The sequence below is a fragment of the Pedococcus sp. genome (genome assembly GCF_036554925.1).
Taxonomy (GTDB): Bacteria; Actinomycetota; Actinomycetes; order Actinomycetales; family Dermatophilaceae; genus Pedococcus_A.
Window position 1 is genome coordinate 18205 of sequence record NZ_DATBMI010000047.1, and the last position, 18347, is coordinate 36551.

General features: G+C 71.4%; 15 protein-coding genes and 1 tRNA gene. 5 read left to right on the top strand and 11 right to left on the bottom strand.

Going from position 1 to position 18347, the window contains the following annotated elements:
• Positions 1-69 precede the first annotated feature (69 nt).
• Entirely contained in the window at positions 70-870 is an 801-nt protein-coding gene (locus VIB11_RS03505) for a deoxyribonuclease IV (RefSeq protein WP_332028406.1), read from the bottom strand.
• 102 nt (positions 871-972) lie between these two features.
• Here VIB11_RS03505 and VIB11_RS03510 point away from each other — a divergent pair.
• A tRNA-Leu gene (locus VIB11_RS03510) sits at positions 973-1054 on the top strand.
• Between the two features lie 43 nt (positions 1055-1097).
• On the opposite strand, the gene VIB11_RS03515 is transcribed toward VIB11_RS03510, so the two are convergent.
• On the bottom strand, positions 1098-1826 hold the full coding sequence (locus VIB11_RS03515) for a LamG-like jellyroll fold domain-containing protein (protein ID WP_332028407.1): 729 nt from the start codon (positions 1824-1826) through the stop codon (positions 1098-1100).
• Positions 1827-1990: 164 nt separating this feature from the next.
• Between VIB11_RS03515 and VIB11_RS03520 the strand changes: the two genes are divergently transcribed.
• Positions 1991-3325, top strand: a complete 1335-nt coding sequence (locus VIB11_RS03520; protein WP_332028409.1) for a CoA transferase — start codon at positions 1991-1993, stop codon at positions 3323-3325.
• A 79-nt stretch (positions 3326-3404) separates the two neighbouring features.
• Here VIB11_RS03520 and VIB11_RS03525 read toward each other — a convergent pair whose 3' ends face one another.
• The 4 genes from VIB11_RS03525 to VIB11_RS03540 are packed head-to-tail and all read right to left on the bottom strand — an operon-like array spanning position 3405 to position 6022.
• On the bottom strand, positions 3405-4154 hold the full coding sequence (locus tag VIB11_RS03525) for an ABC transporter ATP-binding protein (RefSeq protein ID WP_332028411.1): 750 nt from the start codon (positions 4152-4154) through the stop codon (positions 3405-3407).
• On the bottom strand, positions 4151-4912 hold the full coding sequence (cbiQ, locus tag VIB11_RS03530) for a cobalt ECF transporter T component CbiQ (RefSeq protein ID WP_332028413.1): 762 nt from the start codon (positions 4910-4912) through the stop codon (positions 4151-4153). Before cbiQ ends, VIB11_RS03525 begins: the two co-directional genes overlap by 4 nt.
• 1 nt (position 4913) lies before the next feature.
• Complete coding sequence (locus VIB11_RS03535; RefSeq protein ID WP_332028415.1) at positions 4914-5288, bottom strand: PDGLE domain-containing protein; 375 nt, start codon at positions 5286-5288, stop codon at positions 4914-4916.
• Positions 5285-6022 carry an energy-coupling factor ABC transporter permease gene (locus VIB11_RS03540; RefSeq protein ID WP_332028417.1) on the bottom strand — a complete coding sequence of 246 codons (738 nt, stop codon included), beginning with the start codon at positions 6020-6022 and terminating at the stop codon, positions 5285-5287. Before VIB11_RS03540 ends, VIB11_RS03535 begins: the two co-directional genes overlap by 4 nt.
• 63 nt (positions 6023-6085) lie before the next feature.
• Here VIB11_RS03540 and bcp point away from each other — a divergent pair, with 63 nt between their 5' ends.
• The 3 genes from bcp to VIB11_RS03555 are packed head-to-tail and all read left to right on the top strand — an operon-like array spanning position 6086 to position 7198.
• Complete coding sequence (gene bcp / locus VIB11_RS03545) at positions 6086-6556, top strand: thioredoxin-dependent thiol peroxidase (protein ID WP_332028419.1); 471 nt, start codon at positions 6086-6088, stop codon at positions 6554-6556.
• 44 nt (positions 6557-6600) lie between these two features.
• Positions 6601-6870 carry a DUF3618 domain-containing protein gene (locus tag VIB11_RS03550; RefSeq protein WP_332028421.1) on the top strand — a complete coding sequence of 90 codons (270 nt, stop codon included), beginning with the start codon at positions 6601-6603 and terminating at the stop codon, positions 6868-6870.
• A gap of 31 nt (positions 6871-6901) precedes the next feature.
• Positions 6902-7198 carry a co-chaperone GroES gene (locus VIB11_RS03555; protein ID WP_332028423.1) on the top strand — a complete coding sequence of 99 codons (297 nt, stop codon included), beginning with the start codon at positions 6902-6904 and terminating at the stop codon, positions 7196-7198.
• A 46-nt stretch (positions 7199-7244) separates the two neighbouring features.
• Here VIB11_RS03555 and VIB11_RS03560 read toward each other — a convergent pair whose 3' ends face one another.
• From VIB11_RS03560 to VIB11_RS03580, 5 genes are all read right to left on the bottom strand, one after another.
• Positions 7245-7739, bottom strand: a complete 495-nt coding sequence (locus VIB11_RS03560; protein ID WP_332028425.1) for a rhodanese-like domain-containing protein — start codon at positions 7737-7739, stop codon at positions 7245-7247.
• Entirely contained in the window at positions 7736-8218 is a 483-nt protein-coding gene (locus tag VIB11_RS03565) for a cysteine dioxygenase family protein (protein WP_332028427.1), read from the bottom strand. Before VIB11_RS03565 ends, VIB11_RS03560 begins: the two co-directional genes overlap by 4 nt.
• Positions 8219-8591: 373 nt before the next feature.
• The gene (locus VIB11_RS03570) at positions 8592-10865 is read right to left on the bottom strand and encodes an FG-GAP-like repeat-containing protein (protein WP_332028429.1); all 2274 of its coding nucleotides are present in this window, start codon (positions 10863-10865) and stop codon (positions 8592-8594) included.
• 211 nt (positions 10866-11076) lie between these two features.
• The gene (locus tag VIB11_RS03575) at positions 11077-14241 is read right to left on the bottom strand and encodes an efflux RND transporter permease subunit (protein WP_332028431.1); all 3165 of its coding nucleotides are present in this window, start codon (positions 14239-14241) and stop codon (positions 11077-11079) included.
• A 30-nt stretch (positions 14242-14271) separates the two neighbouring features.
• Positions 14272-17910, bottom strand: coding sequence for an efflux RND transporter permease subunit (locus VIB11_RS03580; protein WP_332028433.1), 3639 nt, complete (start codon positions 17908-17910; stop codon positions 14272-14274).
• Between the last annotated feature and the right edge of the window lie 437 nt (positions 17911-18347).

Below are 18347 nucleotides of genomic sequence, written 5' to 3' on the forward strand. Positions count from 1 at the left end.
CTCTCCTCCCCGGCCCGGGCCCCTCCGCTCCACCCTGCGCGGCCCGTCCCCTGCCCTCCCGGGCCGGGGCTAGCCGAGGCGCCCGCGCAGCCAGTCCAGGTCGGCCCTCTGCCCCTCGAGGCCACCGGGGGTCTCCACCACGACCGGCGCGTCGGCGGCGCGCACCACCTCGGCGAGCTCGTCGGGGTCGATCAGGCCCGACCCGAGGTTGGTGTGCCGGTCGGCGCCGGAGTCGAACTCGTCGCGGCTGTCGTTGCAGTGGACCAGGTCGATGCGCCCGGTGACGGCCCGGACCCTCTCGACGATCGTGGTGAGGTCGTTCCCGCCGGCATGGGCGTGGCACGTGTCGAGGCAGAAGCCGACGTTCTCGAAGCCCTCGGCGGCCGAGATGGCCTCCCAGAGCCGTCCGATGCGGTCGAGCTGGCGCGCCATGGCGTTGTCGCCGCCCGCGGTGTTCTCGATCAGGACCGGGACCTTGAGGTCGGTCGCCGCCACGGCCTTGCGCCAGTTGTCGAAGCCCTTCTCCGGGTCGTCGGCCTTGTTGACGTGGCCGCCGTGCACGATGAGCCCCTTGGCCCCGATCGACGCGGCCGCGTCGACGTGCTGCTGGAGCAGCTTGCGGCTGGGGATGCGGATCCGGTTGTTGGTCGTCGCGACATTGACGAGGTAGGGGGCGTGCACGTACAGGTCGATGCCGGCGTCCTCGGCGGCCGCTCGCAGTGCCGTCGGGCCACCGGGGTACTCCCACTCCGGGCCCTTGTAGCCCTGGGGGTCGCCGAGGAAGAACTGGGCCAGCGTGGCCCCGCGGTCGATGGCGGCGCTGACGGGGTCGGCCTGGTCGACGTGGGCGCCGAGTGCGTGTGCGGGCATGCGTTTCAGCCTAGGGCCGACCCCGGACACGGCGGTGGAGGGGGCGGTCCCGCGGCCGCCCGACCTCGGCGACGTCTGCCGCCCCACTACAGTGGGCGCCGCGCGCAAGTGGCGGAATTGGCAGACGCGCCAGGTTTAGGTCCTGGTGCCTTCGGGTGTGCGGGTTCGAGTCCCGCCTTGCGCACTCCACGGGGCCGGCGCGAGCGCCGGGGCGAGTGGGCCCCGCGCTACCCGATCGAGACGCTGACCTCGTCGAGGTCACCGATGAAGTGGTGGACGTCCGTGGGCTTGCCGCCGATGGTGAGGTCCGTGGAGTTGGCGATGGAGGGAACGACCCGCTTCGCCACCGGCCCGCTCCTGCCGTCCACCACGGCATACGCCTGGGTGGCGGTGAGGTGGCACTCGACGTGGTGCCACTGGCCGTCGGCGATCGTGACCGGGCCGTAGACCCGGTTCTTCGCCTTCGTGGGGCCGTTGAAGGCACACGCCGGGAACCCGAACTTCCTGCCGACCTTGGCGAAGACCTCCAGCTTGTAGGCGCCACCGCTCGCAGTCGCCGTGCCCTTCTGGATCACGTTGTAGTCGCCCTTCCGGAGGTCCGCCGGGACGCGGACCCAGGCGCTGATCGTGATCGGCGCCGTGCCCGGGTTGAGCTCTGCGTGGTGGGGGACACGCACCATCGAGCCGCCGTCGAAGTGGTAGGCCCCGGCGCCGTCGGACCGCCCTGCCAGCCCGAGAGTCACCCCGGAGATGGCGCCGTCGTGGCCGTGGCCGGAGGAGTCCGCCATGGTGGCCGCCCCGGGCGGCTCGTCCATCTGCCAGTGGGCGACCGTGGTCGCTGTGGTCGTCGCTGTCGTGGTCGCGGTGGTCGTCGCGGTGGCCGTCGCGGCCGCGAGGGTCGTCATCGCGCCGGCGCCGATCACGGCGGCGCCCAGTCGTGTTCTGCGGTGTCCCATTGCTCCCCCTTGCACCGCGGCCCCCGCCGCAGGGTGGGCTCATGCTCCCACCGCTCCCGTGCCAACGGATCGGGTCCTCGCGAAAATACGCCGATCGCCGTAGGTCCCGGCGTTGCCCGTCGTCGGTCCTCCGGGGCGCTCGGCGGGGCCCTAGCATCAGCAGGGTGAACCACCTGCTCAGGGAGGTGCTCCCGGCGCTCGGCCTCGACGAGCGCTTCGCCGCGGACCGGGTGGCGCTGGCGGGCGGGAACGCCCTCCCGTCGAACCTGCCGGCCAACACCCTTGCCTGCGGGTCGGTCGCAGCCGCTGCGCTGGCGGGGCTGGCGGCAACGGGCGGTGAGCGGGTGCTCGTCGACCCGCTCCAGGTCGCGGCCGCCTTTCGCAGCGACCGGCTGCAGACCATCGACGGGCGCACGCCCGAGTCGTTCGCGCCGCTCTCCGGGTTCTTCCGGGCGAGTGACGGCTGGGTGCGCACCCATGCGAACTACCCGCACCACCGTGAGCGCCTGCTGCACGCGCTCCACCTGCCCGAGGGGGCCCGTCGTGACGTCGCGGCGGCGGCGATCGCCCAGCTGACCGCCCAGGAGGTGGAGGACCTCCTCACCTCGGCCGGCGGCATCGCGGTCCGCGTGCGCGACCACCACGAGTGGTTCGCGGGCCAGCAGGCCCATGCCGTGCAGGGTCACCCTCTGCTCGCCGTCGACGCGGTGGCCGACGCCCCGACGGTCCCGTTGCCGCGCCGACCCCGGGTGCTGGACCTCACCCGGGTGGTCGCCGGCCCCGTCGCCTCCCGCACGCTCGCCTACCTCGGCTGCGACGTCCTGCGCGTCGACCCGCCCGAGCTGCCCGAGATCGAGGCGCAGCACGTCGACACGGGCGCCGGCAAGCGCTCCACCCTGCTCGACCTGCACGATCCTCACGCCCGCGACACCCTGCACGGCCTGCTCGAGACGGCGGACGCCCTGCTCACCGGCTACCGCCCGGGTGCGCTCACCCACTTCGGCCTGGAGCCGGAGCTGCTGGCCTCCCGCCATCCCTCGCTGGTCCACGCCTCCCTCAGCGCCTGGACGCCGAGCGGGCCGTGGGGCGGCCGCCGGGGATTCGACAGCATCGTGCAGGCCGCGACCGGCATCGCCCGGCTCGAGTCGCCCGACGGGGAGGAGCCGGGCGCGCTTCCCGCGCAGGCGCTGGACCACGCGACCGGCTACCTGCTCGCCGCGGGGGTTCTCACCGCGCTCCGCCGGCGGGGCGAGACGGGTGGCACCTGGCGCGTCGAGGCCCACCTCGCGCGCACCGCCCACTGGCTGCTGCGGACCGACGCCCTGGACGGGCGTGCCACGCCGCTGGGCGACCCGTCCGCCTGGGTGGTCGAGACCGCCACGGACAGCGGGGTCGTGGTGCAGCCGCGACCGGCGTTCCGCATCGACGACGGCCCGCAGCGCTTCGCCTGGGTGGGTCGGCGCTGGGGCGCCGACGAGCCCGTGTGGCTGCCGCGTTAGCCCGTTCGGGGTATCCACGAGCGCTACAGCACTCGCGAATACCCCGAACGGCGACGAGACGGGGGTAGCGGTTCGGCGGTCAGGGCGCCGGGATCGACCGGGGATCGAACCCGAACGGCAGCTCGAGGCGGTGTGCCCTCATCAGCTCGTCGTCGGTGAGGACGTCCCGCGTGCTGCCGTCGGCGACGACCGCACCGTCGGAGAGCACGACCGAGCGCGGGCACAGCTCGTAGGCGTAGGGGAGGTCGTGGGTGACCATCAGCACCGTGACATCGAGCGAGCGGAGGATGTCCGCGAGCTCGCGCCGCGACGCCGGGTCGAGGTTCGAGGACGGCTCGTCGAGGACGAGGACCTCGGGCGCCATGGCGAGGACGGTCGCCACGGCCACGCGCCGGCGCTGGCCGAAGGAGAGGTGGTGAGGCGGGCGGTCGATGAAGTCGACCATCCCGACCCGGTCGAGCGCGTCGACGACCCGTGACTCGAGGGCGTGGCCGCGGATCCCGAGGTTGGCCGGGCCGAACGCGACGTCCTCGCGCACCGACGGCATGAACAGCTGGTCGTCGGGGTCCTGGAACACCACGCCGACCCGGCGCCGGATCTCCATGAGGTTCTCGCGGCTCACCGGCAGGCCCGACACCGTGACGGACCCGGCGCCGGCGGTGAGGATGCCGTTGAGGTGCAGCACGAGCGTCGTCTTGCCCGCGCCGTTCGGGCCGAGCAGCGCGACGCGTTCGCCCTGGTGCACATGGAGATCGACACCGAACAGCGCCTGGTGGCCGTCCGGGTACGCGTACGCCAGGCCGCGCACGTCCAGAACGGGGGTGCTCACACCGCCACCGCGGCCAGGAGGGTGGCCAGGGCAGCCGCCGGCAGTATGCCGGCCTGCCGCCACTGCGCGGCGGTGGCGGTGAGTCGGTGCGTCGCCGGCATACGGCCCGAGTAGCCGCGCGCCAGCATGGCCAGGTGGATCCGCTCGCCGCGCTCGTAGGACCGGATGAACAGGGCACCGGCCGTGGAGGCCAGCACCGGCCACGCGCCGAGCGAACGGGACCGGAAACCTCGCGAGTCGCGGGCCACCCGCATGCGGTGCAGCTCGCCGGTCACGACCTCGAGGTACCGCACCATGAAGCCCATGATCTGGACGAGCTGGTGGGGCAGGCGGAGCCGCTCGAGACCTGCCACGACGTCCCGGGGCTCGGTCGTGGTGGCCAGCACGAGAGAGGCCATGAGTCCCAGGGTGGCCTTGGCGACCAGGGCCCAGGCCCCCAGCAGACCGGCCTGGGAGAGGCTCAGCGGCCCGACCTCGACGCGCGGTCCGGTGGCGAGGAACGGCAGCAGCAGGGCGAAGACGAGGACCGGCACCTCGACCAGCATCCGCGTGGCGAGGTGGCGCACCGGCACGCGTGAGGCGGCCACGGCGACGAGCACGATCAGGAGGTGGACGCCGAAGGCCCAGAAGGTCTCACGCGGCGTGAGCACGACCGCCACGACGAAGACCAGGACCGCGAGGATCTTGACGTGGGCGGGAAGCCTGTGGACGGCCGAGTGCCCGTGGTAGTGGAGGCGGTGGCCGTGGCCGGCGCCCATCTCAGTCCCCGCGTCGCGTCGGCACGTCGTCGCGGCGTCGCAGCATCAGGAAGAGCCCTCCGGCGACCACCAGCACCAGCACGGAGCCGACGACACCGGCGAGGCCGCCCGACAGCCGTGGGTTGTCGACGCCCTGGGTGGCGTAGTCGGCGAACGGTGAGTCGGCGGCGGCGTGCTCCTGGGCCGAGTCCGCGAAACCGGTCTGCTCGGCCACGAACTCGAGGCCGTCGGGCAGGGCGGAGGAGTAGAAGGAGCCGATGCCGGCCAACAGCAGGGACACCAGCACACCGACCACGAGAAGGGTTCGGGTCGACGTCCGCCGGCGTGGGTGCTCCGGAACGACGGTCTCGGGCTGCGTTGGCGGCTGGGAGGTCACGCCGGCACCTTCTCGCGGATCGTGAGGGGGCGCTGGGCGAGCGTGCGCCGGGCGCCGTGGACGAGGTCGGGCCGGACGGCCACGATGCTGGAGACCGCGAGTGCGGTGATGACCGCCTCGCCCACGCCGATGAGGGTGTGCACACCCACCATGGCCGCGGCGAGCCTGTCGAGCGGCACCGGCACCTGGCCACCGATGGCGAACAGGGCTGTGAAGACCAGGGCGGCCGCAGGCACCGAGACCAGCGCACCGGCGGCGGCCGCGGGGACCACCGACGCAGGCCGCTTCGGCAGGAGGGCTCGCACTCCCACGAAGACGAGCCACCCGACCCACACGCCCACGATGCCGAGCAGTGTGACGTTGGTGCCCAAGGCGGTGACGCCCCCGTCGGCGAAGGCCAGGGACTGCACGAGCAGCACGACGGCGAGCGCGAGGGTCGCCGTCCACGGGCCGATGAGGACCGCCGCGAGCGCGCCCCCGAGCAGGTGCCCGGAGGTGCCGGCGGCGACCGGGAACTTCAGCATCTGCGACGCGAAGACGAACAGCGCCACCAGACCGGCCAGGGGGGCGGTGCGGTCGTCGAGCTCGCGGCGCGCTCCCCGGAGCGCGAGGCCGACACCGATGGTCGCGACGACGGCGGTGCCCACCGAGGTGGGCGCGTCGAGGATTCCGTCGGGCACGTGCATGAGCAGGCTCCTGAGGTGGGGTCGGGCGAGCTGGGATACGTTGGTCACCGATCGGCCACCATCTTATTGCAAATGATTTGCAATAACGAGCGCGCGAGCGAGGAGCACCTGTTGAGCGAGCGACTGACCCCCGGGGACGCCGCCCCCGACTTCACGCTGCCCGACGACCGGGGCGGCGAGGTGCGCCTCTCAGACCTGCGCGGGCGTACCGTGATCGTCTACTTCTACCCGGCGGCCATGACCCCGGGCTGCACCACCCAGGCCTGCGACTTCAGCGACAGCCTCGACGCGCTGCGTGCCGAGGGTCACGAGGTGGTCGGCATCTCGCCGGACAAGCCCGAGAAGCTCGCGAAGTTCCGCGAGCGCGACGGCCTCACCATCACCCTGCTCTCCGACACGGACAGGACCGTCATGAAGGAGTGGGGCGCCTTCGGCGAGAAGAAGCTCTACGGCAAGGTCGTCGAGGGCGTGATCCGCAGCACCGTGGTGGTGGACGAAGCCGGCGTCGTCTCGCACGCTTGGTACAACGTGAAGGCCACCGGCCACGTCGCCAAGCTGCGCCGCGACCTCGGGCTCGCCTGAGCCGCCCGGGCGAGCACGGTCCTGACGCGATTGAAGGAGGAGCGATGAGCGAGGTCACCCCCATCAGGTCGGTGGAGCAGATCGAGGCAGAGATCGCCGCCGCCCGCGAGCGACTCGCGACCACCGTCGACGAGCTGCACACCCGCACCGCACCCAAGGAGATCGCCCGGCGCCAGGCCGAGTCGCTCAAGGCGAAGTTCACCGAGGCGACCCAGACCGAGTCGGGCGACCTGCGCACCGAGCGGATTGCCGCGCTGGCTGCGGCAGCAGTGGCCCTGATCGGCCTCGGCGCCTGGCGCCGTCACCGTGGCTGACGGGCCGGCACCAGACCGGCTTCCCATCCGGATGCTGCACGATCGCGTGCTGGTGTCCATGGAGGGCGAGGGCGGCGAGCGCCGCTCCGGCGGCGGCATCGTCATCCCGGCCACTGCGAGCGTGGGCAAGCGGCTGGCCTGGGCCACGGTCGTGGCGGTCGGTGCCAACGTCCGCCAGGTCAAGATCGACGACCGTGTGCTGTTCGACCCGGAGGACCGTGCCGAGGTCGAGCTGCAGTCCAAGGACTACGTCCTCCTGCGCGAGCGGGACATCCACGCCGTGGCGGCCCAACGGGTCCAGGACGGCCAGACCGGCCTCTACCTCTGACCACGGCGGGGTACGCCGCCCGGCCGGCCCCGCGGTATACGCCCGCTCAGGCCGTCGGCATGCCCGCCTCGCGCCAGGCGCGGAAGCCGCCCACCACATCGGTCGCGCGCCGGATTCCCAAGCGCACCAACGCATCCGCAGCCAGTGACGAGGTGTAGCCCTCCTGGCAGATCACGATGACCCGGCGGTCGAGTGCAGCGATGGGGAGCCGGGCCTCGTGCCGGGGGTCGAGCCGCCACTCGAGCACGTTGCGCTCGACCACCAGCGGCCGCAGTGACGGTGCCACCTCCCCCTCGGCACGGCGTTGCGCCGCCGGCCGGATGTCGACGAGCACCGCGCGCTGGTGGAGGACCTCCTGGAACGCCGCACGTGCGCTGACCCGGTGCAGCCGGGTCCGGGCGTCGGCGAGCTGGTCGTCGACCCCGTCATAGGTCGGCGCCTCCCAGCCTCGCCCGGCTCCGCGGACGGGCCCGTCGCTGAAGAGCGTTGTCTCCCAGAGTGGTGCCCTCGCGGGAGCCTGCACGGCCACGGTGGTGGTCACCAGTCCTCACCTGCCCGCTCCACGCCGACCGCGTCGAGGCGTCCGTCGCGCAGCGCGTACCTCGTCAGGTGCGTCAGCGCCGGCGAGTAGACGTGGAGCGAGAGGGCCAGCGCGTCGGTGGGGTTGGCGACGTGGTGGATGTGGCGCGAGCCGAAGGTCCGGCCCTCGTCCTCGGCGAGCAGGCGCTCCTGGACCCGGCCGCCGGCCCACGTGCGCTCGGTCAGCAGGCCGTCGACGACGAGGAAGGCCCCGGTGGACTCGGCGTGGTCGTGCCACCCCGTCCCGGTCCCGGGAGGCCAGGCCAGCAGCCAGATCTGCAGGTGGGCCGTGGCGTCGAGCAGGTGCCACTGCCTCCGGGTCGCGGTGGGGTCGACCAGCGTCCCGAGCTCGGGGTCAGTGGCGAACAGGCGTGCGGTGCGCAGCAGCTGCTGCGTGGTGAAGCGGCTGATGCCGGGGGTGCCGGCGGCGGTGAGGGTCATGGGTGCTCCTGGGGTCAGCGGGGTGTGCGGGGGCGAGTGCGGTGGCGCGCATTCGCCGACACAGGGCGCTGGTCGTGTGGAGCAGGTCGACGTGGATCCGTCGGTATGCCGTGTGGCTGGCTTCCATGGTGGTCTCCGGGAGGTGGGGCGCTCGTCGGCGCCAGGCTGGTGCGGGCTCGGGGCTCAGGCGCAGCAGCGACACCGCATGGCGCAGCGGCCCATGACCTGCATGGGGCGGCGCACGCGTGCGGTGCTCGAAGACATGGCACCAGTGGAACAGGTGCGACACCGCCGCGTCCACCACGGGCCGAGGCCGTCTCGCACGGTGGACGCCGCCGGCCGGGACGAGCAGCCGTCCTCCCCAGCCGTCCGGCTAGCGGAAGACCTGCCAGCCGGTGCCGATCTTCGTGCGGGCACCGGAGAAGCCGCCGGTGCCGTTGCCGCGGTAGAGGTAGAGGTCGCCGGTCATGGTCGCCGCGATGACGTCGCTGCGCCGGTCGCCGCTGAAGTCCCGGGGGGAGTGGACGGCCATGAACCCCGCCCAGCCCTTGCCGATTCGCTGCCGGGCCGCGGCGAAGCCACCCTTGCCGTTGCCGCGGTAGAGGTAGAGGTCGCCGGCCCTGTCGACGGCGAGGACGTCGCTGCGGCCGTCGCCGGTGAAGTCGCCGGGGGAGAAGACGGTGAGGTAGGTGTTCCACCCGCGGCCGATGGTACGGGTGGGCTGGAAGCCACCGCGGCCGTTGCCGGGGTAGAGGCGCAGGTCGCCGGTGGCGGTGACGACGAGCAGGTCGGCCCGGCGGTCGCCGGTGAAGTCGCCCGGGCCGACGAGCAAGCGCATCGTGCGCCAGCCACGCGAGCCGTAGGTGCGGGCGGACCGCCCGTCGCCACGGTGGATGCTGACGGCCTCCAGCGTGTCGCCCTCGACGGACATGACCTCCGAGACGAGGTCACCGTCGAAGTCCCCCACCCACGTCATCGGGGTGGGAGGAGACGTCCAGTTCCCCAGGTCCACACGGCCCCAGCCGAATCCCGAGGCACCGTTGCCCCGGTAGAGGAACAGAGGGCCCGCGCTGCTCGCGGCCACGATGTCGTTGCGGCCGTCACCGGAGAGGTCACCGGTGCCGATGATGCGAGGCGACATCCTGGGTGTGGCCGTGGCCCTCGCTGCCGCACTGGTGGCGTGAGGGCCCGAGGCCGTCACGTCGAGCGTGTAGGTCGTCCCGTTGGCCAGGCCCGTGACGAGGACGCCGTTGGCCGTGGCCGGAAGCGTGATGACCCGACCCCCGGGCGAGACCGTCACCGTGTACCTGGTGATGGGCGCCAGGGTCGGCTCGGGCCCCCAGGACAGGTTGATGGCCCCGCTCACCGGGAACGCGGCCGGCTGCGGCGGTGTGGACGGCGGCAGCGGCCGTACGGTGAACGACGAGGCGAGGTCGAGGGAATGGCTCGTGACCCGGCCGCCGGGCCCCCGGGTGACCGTGCCGTCCACCGAGTAGAAGTTCACGTTCCCCGCCGAGTCGTACACGGTGACGGAACGCAGGGTGTACGTCCCCGCCGTGGTGGGGGCGGTCCTCGTCACGCTCCCGGTCAGGGGAAGCGTCGCGTTCACCTCGAGCCTCCAGAGAGCGCCGTCCGGGCCCGCGTACGTCAGGTCGACGTGGCGCAGCGTCGAGGCGTCCTCGACGCTGTAGCTCGCAGCCAGGGGCGACTGCGGGTCCACGAGTCCGGTCGGCGGCGTGATCGCGGTCAGGACCGGAGGCTCACGGTCGAGGGGGGAGCCCGACAGGGAGACGGAGGTGGTCGTGAGGGCAAGGGCGTGGCTCGACGGGCCCGTCGCGTCGTCGGGGCTGACCTGCACCTCCCCCGTGGCGAGGTAGAGGGCATCGTTGCCGAACTCGTCCCACGCGGACAGGGAGAAGATGTCGTAGGTGCCGTTGGCGATGTCGCCCAGGGAGAAGGTGAGCGACCCGGCCTCACCGGGCAGCGTGGTGTCGACCCTGTCGACGAAGCTCCCGAGGTCGCGGTGCCTCAGTCGGATCTTCAGCCCTCGCACAGCACTGCGGTCGGACACCTGCGCGTCGACCGTCAGGACCGTGGTGGGCTCCAGGTCGGTGGGGGTGAGGGCGACCGCCGCGATCACGGGCGGGGTGACGTCGGGGTTCGAGCCGCTCACCGTCACGTCCCCGGAGGCGAGGTCGAAGGTGTGGGACGTGGGCCCTGACGTGGTGGTGGGCCAGAGGCTCGTCGGGCCCCCGGGCAGGTACCGGATCGCGTTTCCGGCAGGGTCGGCCAGCGCGATGGACTCGAGGACCCAGAGGCCGTTGCGGTCCCCGTCGCGGAGGTCGAACGACACGCTGCCCGACAGTGATGGCCCCGTGTCGAGCCTGGCCTCCCGTGTGAGTCCGGCGGGGTTGCGGTAGCGGAAGACGACGTGCTTCAGCGACCCCGCGGTGTCCGAAGCCTCGTAGTGGACGGTCACCCTCCCAGGGGCGCTGACCGCTGAGCGCTCGAGCGAGAAGGCCGTCAGTGTCGGCGTCGTCGTGTCGGCGGCGTGGGCACCGGGTGCCGCGGCGAGGGCGGCGGCCCCGATGACGGTCGGTGCGAGCAGCGCGACGACAGCGCGCCGGAGCCTGGCGGCAGCCCCCATGGATTCCCCCTCGGTGTCCAACGGTCGGGGTCACCCTAGGGGCGGACGGCAAGGCGGCGGGGACAAACCGGCAAAACACCCCCAAGAGGTATGCCGCCTGGGTGAGGACGGTGCCGGCGCTGGCCCACGACGCGCACGAGGGCGCGTGCGCGGCATACCGCACGCGCCGGTGGGTGACGGGCTGGCGCCCGTCACCCACCGGCTGGTCGGGTCACGCCGGCTGCGGTGCCTCCGCGGGCTGCGGCTGCGGCGGCTGTGGCGGCTGCTTTCGCAGGCCCTTGGCGAAGCGCAGGTACAGCGACGGCACGACGAACAGGTTGAGGAAGGTGGCGGTGACGAGCCCGCCGAGGATGACCACGGCCATGGGGTGCTCGATCTCCTGGCCGGGGATGGAACCGGTGACCAGCAGCGGGATGAGCGCCAGACCCGTCGTCAGCACCGTCATCATGATCGGCACGAGCCGCTCCTTGGCGGCGCGGATGACCAGCCCCGGACCGAAGGGCTCGCCCTCCTCCTCCTCGAGGTGCTGGCAGTGACTGACCAGCATGATGCCGTTGCGGGCCACGATGCCGAACACCGTGAGGAACCCCACGAGCGAGCCCAGGGAGATCACCCTGCCGCCGAAGAAGAAGGCGGCGAGCAGCCCACCGACGAGGGCGATCGGCAGCGTCAGGAACGACAGGGTCGCCAGCCGCCAGCTCCCGTACGACACCTGGAGCAGGAGCAGGATGATGACCGCGGCCGCGCCGGCGAAGAGGAGCAGCCGCTGCTGCGCCGCCTGGCGCTCGTTGTACTCCCCGAGCATCTCCGCGCGGAACTCCAGCGGCCAGTCGATCTGGGCGATGCCCTTCTCGATGTCCGCGACCACCGCGCCGAGGTCGCGCGTCCCGTCCAGGCCTGCCTCGATGTCCAGGTTCCTCAGCAGGTCCTCGTGGTGCACGACGTTGGCCACGGACTCGATGCTGATGTCGGCCACCTGCGAGAGCTTCACCTGGCTGCCTGAGGGCGTGTCGATGGGCAGGTTCTGCAGGTCCGTGACGCTGCGCCGGCTCTCCGGTGGGGTCCACACCTGCACGTCGTACGCCTTGCCGCCGACGTAGAGGTCACCGGCCTCCTGACCGGCCATGAGCCACGCCGCGGCCCGCCGCACGTCACCGGGCTTGACGCCGTACTCCTTGGCCCGGTCCAGGTCCACCTCGACCTTGATCTGGGGGATGTTGTCCTGGAAGTCGACGTGGTGCTCACCCACGCCGGGGGTGTTCGCGAGGACCTTGTCCACCTCCTCCGCCTTCTCCCGGAGGAGGTCGAGGTCCTGCCCGAAGACGCGGATCGTGATGGGCTCGCTGCTTCCCGTCAGCACCTCCCGGATGCGCTCCTTGAGGTACGTGAGCACGTCGCGGTAGATGCCGGGGTAGCCGTCCACCACGCCCTTGATGCTGTCGACCGTCTTGTCGTAGTCGACGGACCGGTCGACGCTGATCCAGTTCTCGCCGAAGTAGACACCGTAGGGCTCGTCACCCAGGAGGGCGTTGCCGATGTGCGACCCGGCGTTGCGCACGCCGGGGATGGTGAGCAGCTCGGCGTTGACCAGCTTGGTGGTGCGCACCTCCTCGGAGAGGGAGGTGTCCGGCTTGGTCAGCCAGTGCATCAGGAAGTCGCGCTCCTTGAAGTTCGGCAGCAGCGACTGGCCGAGCAGCGGCAGCACCGCGAGGCCCGCGACCGTGATGACGCCGACGGCGGCGTAGGCCCGCCGCGGCCGGTAGACGATCCGGGTGAGCAGCCGCTCGTAGCCGCGCTTCATGGGCGGGACGACCGGCGACTCGCGCTGCTCGAGGGACTTCGCGCTCCGGAAGAAGATCAGGCTCAGCGCCGGGGTCACCGTCAGGGCCACGACCATCGACGCGAGCAGGGCCAGCGCGTAGGCCAGCGCAAGCGGCTGGAAGAACGAGCCCGAAAGCCCTGCGAGCATGAAGATCGGCAGGATCGCGACGACCTCGATGACCGTGGCGTAGACGATGGCACTCCGGACTTCCATCGTCGCGTCGAGGATGACCCGGGCCGTCGACCTGGTGCCGCCCTGGGCGCGGTGTTCTCGCAGGCGCCGGACGACGTTCTCGAGGCCGATGATGCCGTCGTCCACGATGTCTCCGAGGGCGATCACGAAGCCCGCGAGGATCATCGTGTTGATCGTCGCACCAGCCCAGTTCAGGATGAGGAGGGCCGCGAGCAGCGACAGGGGGATCGCCACGACGCTGACCAGAGCGGTGCGCCACGAGTACAGGAACAGGATCAGCATCCCGATCATGAGGAGCGCGCCGAGCCAGAGGGCCCTGCTGAGGTTGTCGATGGCGTCCTCGATGAACGTCGCCGGCCGGAAGATCTGGGAGTCGACGGCGATCCCGTTCAGACCCGGCTTGAGCTCGTCGAGCGCGGCCTCGATGCCGCGGGTGACGTCGAGGGTGTTGGCCCAGGGCAGCTTCTCGACGATGAGCATGAGACCGTCACCCTCGTTGATCACCGCGTCGCCGATCATCGGCTGGTGGTCCCGGACGAGGTTGGCCACGTCACTCAGGCGGATCTGCCGGCCGTCACTGGTGACGATCGGGAGGTTGGCCAGGTGCTCGTGCGTCACGATGGTCTGCTCGTGCCGGATCTGCATGCGCTGGTCGGCGCCGTCGACGAATCCTCCCCGGCCGATGAAGTGGCCGTCCGAGTAGGTCACCAGGCCGGCGTCGAGCGCGTCGGCGGTCACGTTCATGACCTGGTCGAGCGTGACCTTCTGCTTTGCGAGCCGCTTCGGGTCCGCCTGCACCTGGAGCATGTCGAGGCGCTCGCCCCAGATGGGCACGTTGGCGACCCCGGGAACCCGCAGCAGACGCGACCTGATCTTCCAGTACGCCGTCATGGAGAGGTCCATCATGTCGATCTGCGGATCGTCGGACGAGAGGCCGATCTTCAGCACGCGGCTGGTCGCCGACAGCGGTTGCAGCATGACGGGGGGAGCCGCCCAGGTGGGCAGGGTCGGCGTCACCTGGGCGATGCGTTCGGACACGAGCTGCCGTGCCTCGAGGATGTCAGTCCCCTTGTCGAACAGCAGGACGACCTGCGACAGCTGCTCCACCGACCGTGACCTGACCGTGTTGACGCCGGGGATGGCGTTGAACGACTGCTCCAGGGGGACGGTGATGAGCTCCTCCACCTCGGTCGGCGCGAGCCCGACCGCGATCGTGTGGACCTCCACCTTGGGCGGGGCGAACTCAGGGAAGACGTCGACGGCGGTGTTGCCGACCTGCTGGACCCCGAAGAACATCAGGAACGCGGTCAGGGCGACGACGATGAACCGGAACTTCAGACTTGACGCGACAATCCAGCGCATGGTGTTCGGCCTCTCTCACTCGTCGCGGCGTCAGTGGCCGACCGCGTCCTCGACTCCGTAGATCTCGGGCACCCCGACCGTCACGACCTTGGTTCCGGCAGCCGGGCCCTTGGTGAGGTAGGCGTTGCCCCCTGCTTCTCGTGCCACCGTGATCTCCGCACGCTCGTAGGCGAGGGGCTCGGGGTTGGTGTAGACCCACCACTTCCCCTCCGGGTCCACGAAGACGGCGGATGAGGGCACCACGAGGCCGCTGCCCTGCCTGGACACGACGCCGGTCTCGATTGCCAGCCGCTGGGCAGCCTTCTCCTCCAGGACCACACGGGGGTGCTCGCTGCCCGCGACCGTCTGCACGCTCGCCGGCTCGTGGGCGATGGTGTACGCGTCCGCGATGGGCCCGCCGCACGCCGACGCCGTCAGCGCGAGGGGCACGGCCAGGAAGGCCAGGCGGATCCGCTGCATCACACTCGGCGACGCCGTGCGTGCCTGCGCCGGCTCCGGGCTGGCGGGCTCCATCAGGTCCTCGGCCCAGTCGTCGCGGTTGGTGACGAGCCCGTACTTGGCGTACAGGATGGGCACCACGAGCAGGGTGGCCAGCATCGTCGCGACGATCCCACCGAGGATGACCACGGCCATGGGCTGGACGATCTCCAGCCCGGACCCACCGGACACCGCCACGGGGATGAAGAGCACCGCCGTGCCGAGCAGCGCGATCATCGTTGAGGCCATGCCCTCGCCCGTGCCCCGCACGACCAGCTCGGGCCCGAAGGCCATGCCCTCGACCCGCTCGAGCTCCTGGTAGCGGCGGATCAGCGGCACCACGGCGCGTGCCGCGAGCCCGACGACCGCGATGAGTCCGGCGATGGACCCCAGCGTGAGCGTCCCGCCGGTGAGCAGGGCCGCGACCAGACCGCCGGCGACGCCCAGGGGCAGCGTGGCGAAGGCCAGAGTGGCCAGTCGCCAGCTGCGCAGCGCCGCCTGCATCAGCAGGTAGATGGTGATGAGCACGGCGATCCCGACGCCGATGAGGGTCGTCTGCTCCGCGACTCGCTCCTCGTAGCCGCCCAGCAGCTCGGCGTGGTGCTCCAGCGGGAACTCCATGCCCTTGACGATCTCGTCGACCTGACCGGCGACACCCGCGACGTCGCGGCCCGCGACGTCAGCGGTGACGTCGAGGTACGTGGCCACGGACTCGTGCCGGATCACGGTGGGGCTCTGCACGATCTGCACGTCCGCGACCTCACCGATCCGGATCTGGCCACCGGACGGGGTGTCGACGAGCAGGTTCTCGATGTTCGCCTCACTCTGACGGATCTCCGGCGTTCCCCAGACGACCACGTCGAAGACCTTCTGCTGCTCGAACAGGTTGCCGACGGTCATGCCACCCATCAGCGTGGCAGCGGCACGCCGGACGTCACCGGGCTTCACACCGGCTGCCTGGGCACGCTCCAGGTCGACCTTGACGGTGACCGTGGGTTCGTCGAGCGCCCGCTCGACGTTGGCCTTCGCCACACCGTCGACGCCGGCGAGGGCGCGCTGGATCTCGTCGGCCTTCTGGTCCAGCACCTCCGGGTTCTCGCCGTAGACGCGCACCACGAGGTCCTCGCTGGAGCGTCCGAGGATGTCGGTGACCCGCTCCTCCGAGTACGTGAGGACGTCGCTGGACACGCCCTGGTAGCCCCGGACGGTGTCCTCGATGGCGGCGACAGCGCGGTCGTAGTCAGCGTCGGGGGACACCTTGACCCAGACCTCGCCCGAGTTCACGTTGACGATCTGGTCCGACGCGATCGCGCGCCCGACCTGTCCGCCCACGTTGACGACTCCGGACAGGCCCCCGAGGTCGTCCACGGCCTGCTTGGTGATCTCGGTCATCTTCGGCAGGGAGGTGCCGGGAGCGGCCTCGAGGTGGACGAGGATGTCCTGCTCCTTCAGCAGGGGCCGCATCGACGTGTCGAGGAACGGCAGCGACGCCGCGCCGGCGACGGCGAGCACGGCGGCCACCCCGAGGGCGAGACCGGTCTTCGTGACCAGCCTGGGGGCGACGCTGCCGTACCCACGGCCCACCCGCCGCAGCCAGGGGGCGTTGGCGGCGTGGCGTGAGGCGCGGCCCAGCAGCATCAGGCCGAGGACCGGCGTCAGCGTGACGGCGACCAGCATGGACGCGGCCACGGCGAGCAGGTACGACAGCATGATGTCCGGGAGGAACGCCCCGCCCTCACCCTGGAGGAAGAAGACCGGGACGGTGGCGGCCGCGGAGATGAGCACGGCGTAGAAGAGCGCACGCCGTGTCTCGGCGGATCCGTAGACCACGGTGGCCCAGGCGGGGTTCGCCGCCTCCGGGTCCGAGCTCTTGGCCCGGGCGGCGTGGAGCCGCCGCGCGAGCCGGTCCGGGTCGACGACGGCGTCGGAGACCACTGCGGTCAGCCCCAGGACCAGGCCGGCGGCCACCATGAAGTTGACCGTCGTGTCGCGGAGGTACAGGACGAGTCCTGCCGCCGCGAGGGACACGACCATCGCCGCGGCGCTGATGGCCAGGCGGCGCCAGTCCCAGAAGAGCAGGCCCAGCACCAGCAGGAGCAGCAGCCCCCCGATGAGCAGGACCCAGGCGAGGTGCTCGAAGGAGGACTCGATGAACGTGGCCGGACGGTAGAGCGACGAGTCGTACGTCATGTCCCCGAGGCCCGGCTTCATCGCGGCCAGGGCGGAGTCCACGCCCTTGGTGACGTCCAGGGTGTTGGCCCCCGGGAACTTCTCCACGACGAGGAACAGGCACTTCTCCCCGCCCGGGCAGACGGAGTCGCCGATCAGCGGCTGGGAGCTCTCGATGACCTTGGCGACCTCACCGAGCGTCTTGGTCGAGCTGGCGGCCGGCGCGCCGTCGCCCGCGGCCTCGAGCGGGACCTTGGCGAGCTCCTCAGCCGTGGTGATGGTCTGCTCGTGGAAGATGTTGAGCCGCTGGTTCACGGTGTCGATGAACCCACCCGTACCGGGGTTGGAGGCCTCGAGGAACGACAGCGGCGAGACTTCGAGGGCGTTGCCGGTGGTGGCGATGACCTGGGCCAGTGTCGTCTTGTTCTGGCGCAGCTCCTGGGGGTCGACCAGCACCTGGAGCTGCCGGTCCCGGAAGCCCCACACGGTGACGTTGGCCACGCCGGGCACGCTCATCAGGCGCGGCCCGATCACCCACCGGGCCAGCACCGACACGTCGATCGGTGTCAACGTGTCCGAGGACAGCTGGACCATCGCCACGCGCCGGTTGGCGGACACCGGCTGGATCATCTGGGGGAGCTTGGCCACCTGGGGCAGACCCGCGATGCCGACCGCCTGCGTCAGGCGCTCCTGCACGACCTGGCGGGCGTCGAGCAGCGGGGTGCCCGGCTCGAAGGTCATGACGACGGACGAGAGGCCGGGCAGCGAGGCCGACTCGATCTCGTCGAGGAAGGGCACGCCGACCAGGAGGTCCTGCTCGAGCGGGACGGTGATGAGCTGTTCCACCTCCTCGGCGGACAGCCCGAGGGCTTCGGTCTGCACCTCGACCTGCGTCGGCGTGAACTCGGGGTGGACGTCCACGGGCAGGTTGCGCAGCTGCACGGTGCCGACGGCGACCAGTGCAACGGCCAGGGCGATCACCAGCAGGCGGAACTTCAGGCTGGCCTCAATGATCCGGCGCATCTTCGTACTCCCTAGGCTGCGAATGCCGAACGGTGCCCGCGGGCAGCTCGGTGGAGAAGGGTGTGGGACGGGGCTTCGACGGAGGGCGTTCCCGTCATCTGCGGGACCGCCAGGATCGTGTGGGGGAGCGTGCACGGCTGGCGGAGTCGTGCGTCCTCGGGCGAATGCGTCACGGCGGTGCCCCCTGGGAGTCTTCCCAAGAGTGGTGTGCCTTCGGCGCGCCGACTGCACGTCCCCGCGGCGGCGACCCCACATCTGCAGGTCGTCACTGTGGGGCCCACCCGGCCCCATCTTTAGGTCCAGTTAAGACGGTAGGAACGCCGGGCTCGCGCGGCCTGTCGCAAACGGGTGATCTTTCGACAGTCCAGAAGGCGTAGCCCGCGAATCGCCCGCCGACCAGAGAAATCTCGGCGTTACCGGCCGTTCACCGCACCGTG

Coding starts and splice junctions, on each gene's coding strand:
- VIB11_RS03505 (WP_332028406.1), bottom strand. CDS start 870: ATGCCCGCACACGCACTCGGCGCCCACGTCGACCAGGCCGACCCCGTC.
- VIB11_RS03515 (WP_332028407.1), bottom strand. CDS start 1,826: ATGGGACACCGCAGAACACGACTGGGCGCCGCCGTGATCGGCGCCGGC.
- cbiQ (WP_332028413.1), bottom strand. CDS start 4,912: ATGGGCGCCGGCCACGGCCACCGCCTCCACTACCACGGGCACTCGGCC.
- VIB11_RS03550 (WP_332028421.1), top strand. CDS start 6,601: ATGAGCGAGGTCACCCCCATCAGGTCGGTGGAGCAGATCGAGGCAGAG.
- VIB11_RS03555 (WP_332028423.1), top strand. CDS start 6,902: ATGCTGCACGATCGCGTGCTGGTGTCCATGGAGGGCGAGGGCGGCGAG.
- VIB11_RS03565 (WP_332028427.1), bottom strand. CDS start 8,218: ATGACCCTCACCGCCGCCGGCACCCCCGGCATCAGCCGCTTCACCACG.
- VIB11_RS03570 (WP_332028429.1), bottom strand. CDS start 10,865: ATGGGGGCTGCCGCCAGGCTCCGGCGCGCTGTCGTCGCGCTGCTCGCA.
- VIB11_RS03575 (WP_332028431.1), bottom strand. CDS start 14,241: ATGCGCTGGATTGTCGCGTCAAGTCTGAAGTTCCGGTTCATCGTCGTC.
- VIB11_RS03580 (WP_332028433.1), bottom strand. CDS start 17,910: ATGCGCCGGATCATTGAGGCCAGCCTGAAGTTCCGCCTGCTGGTGATC.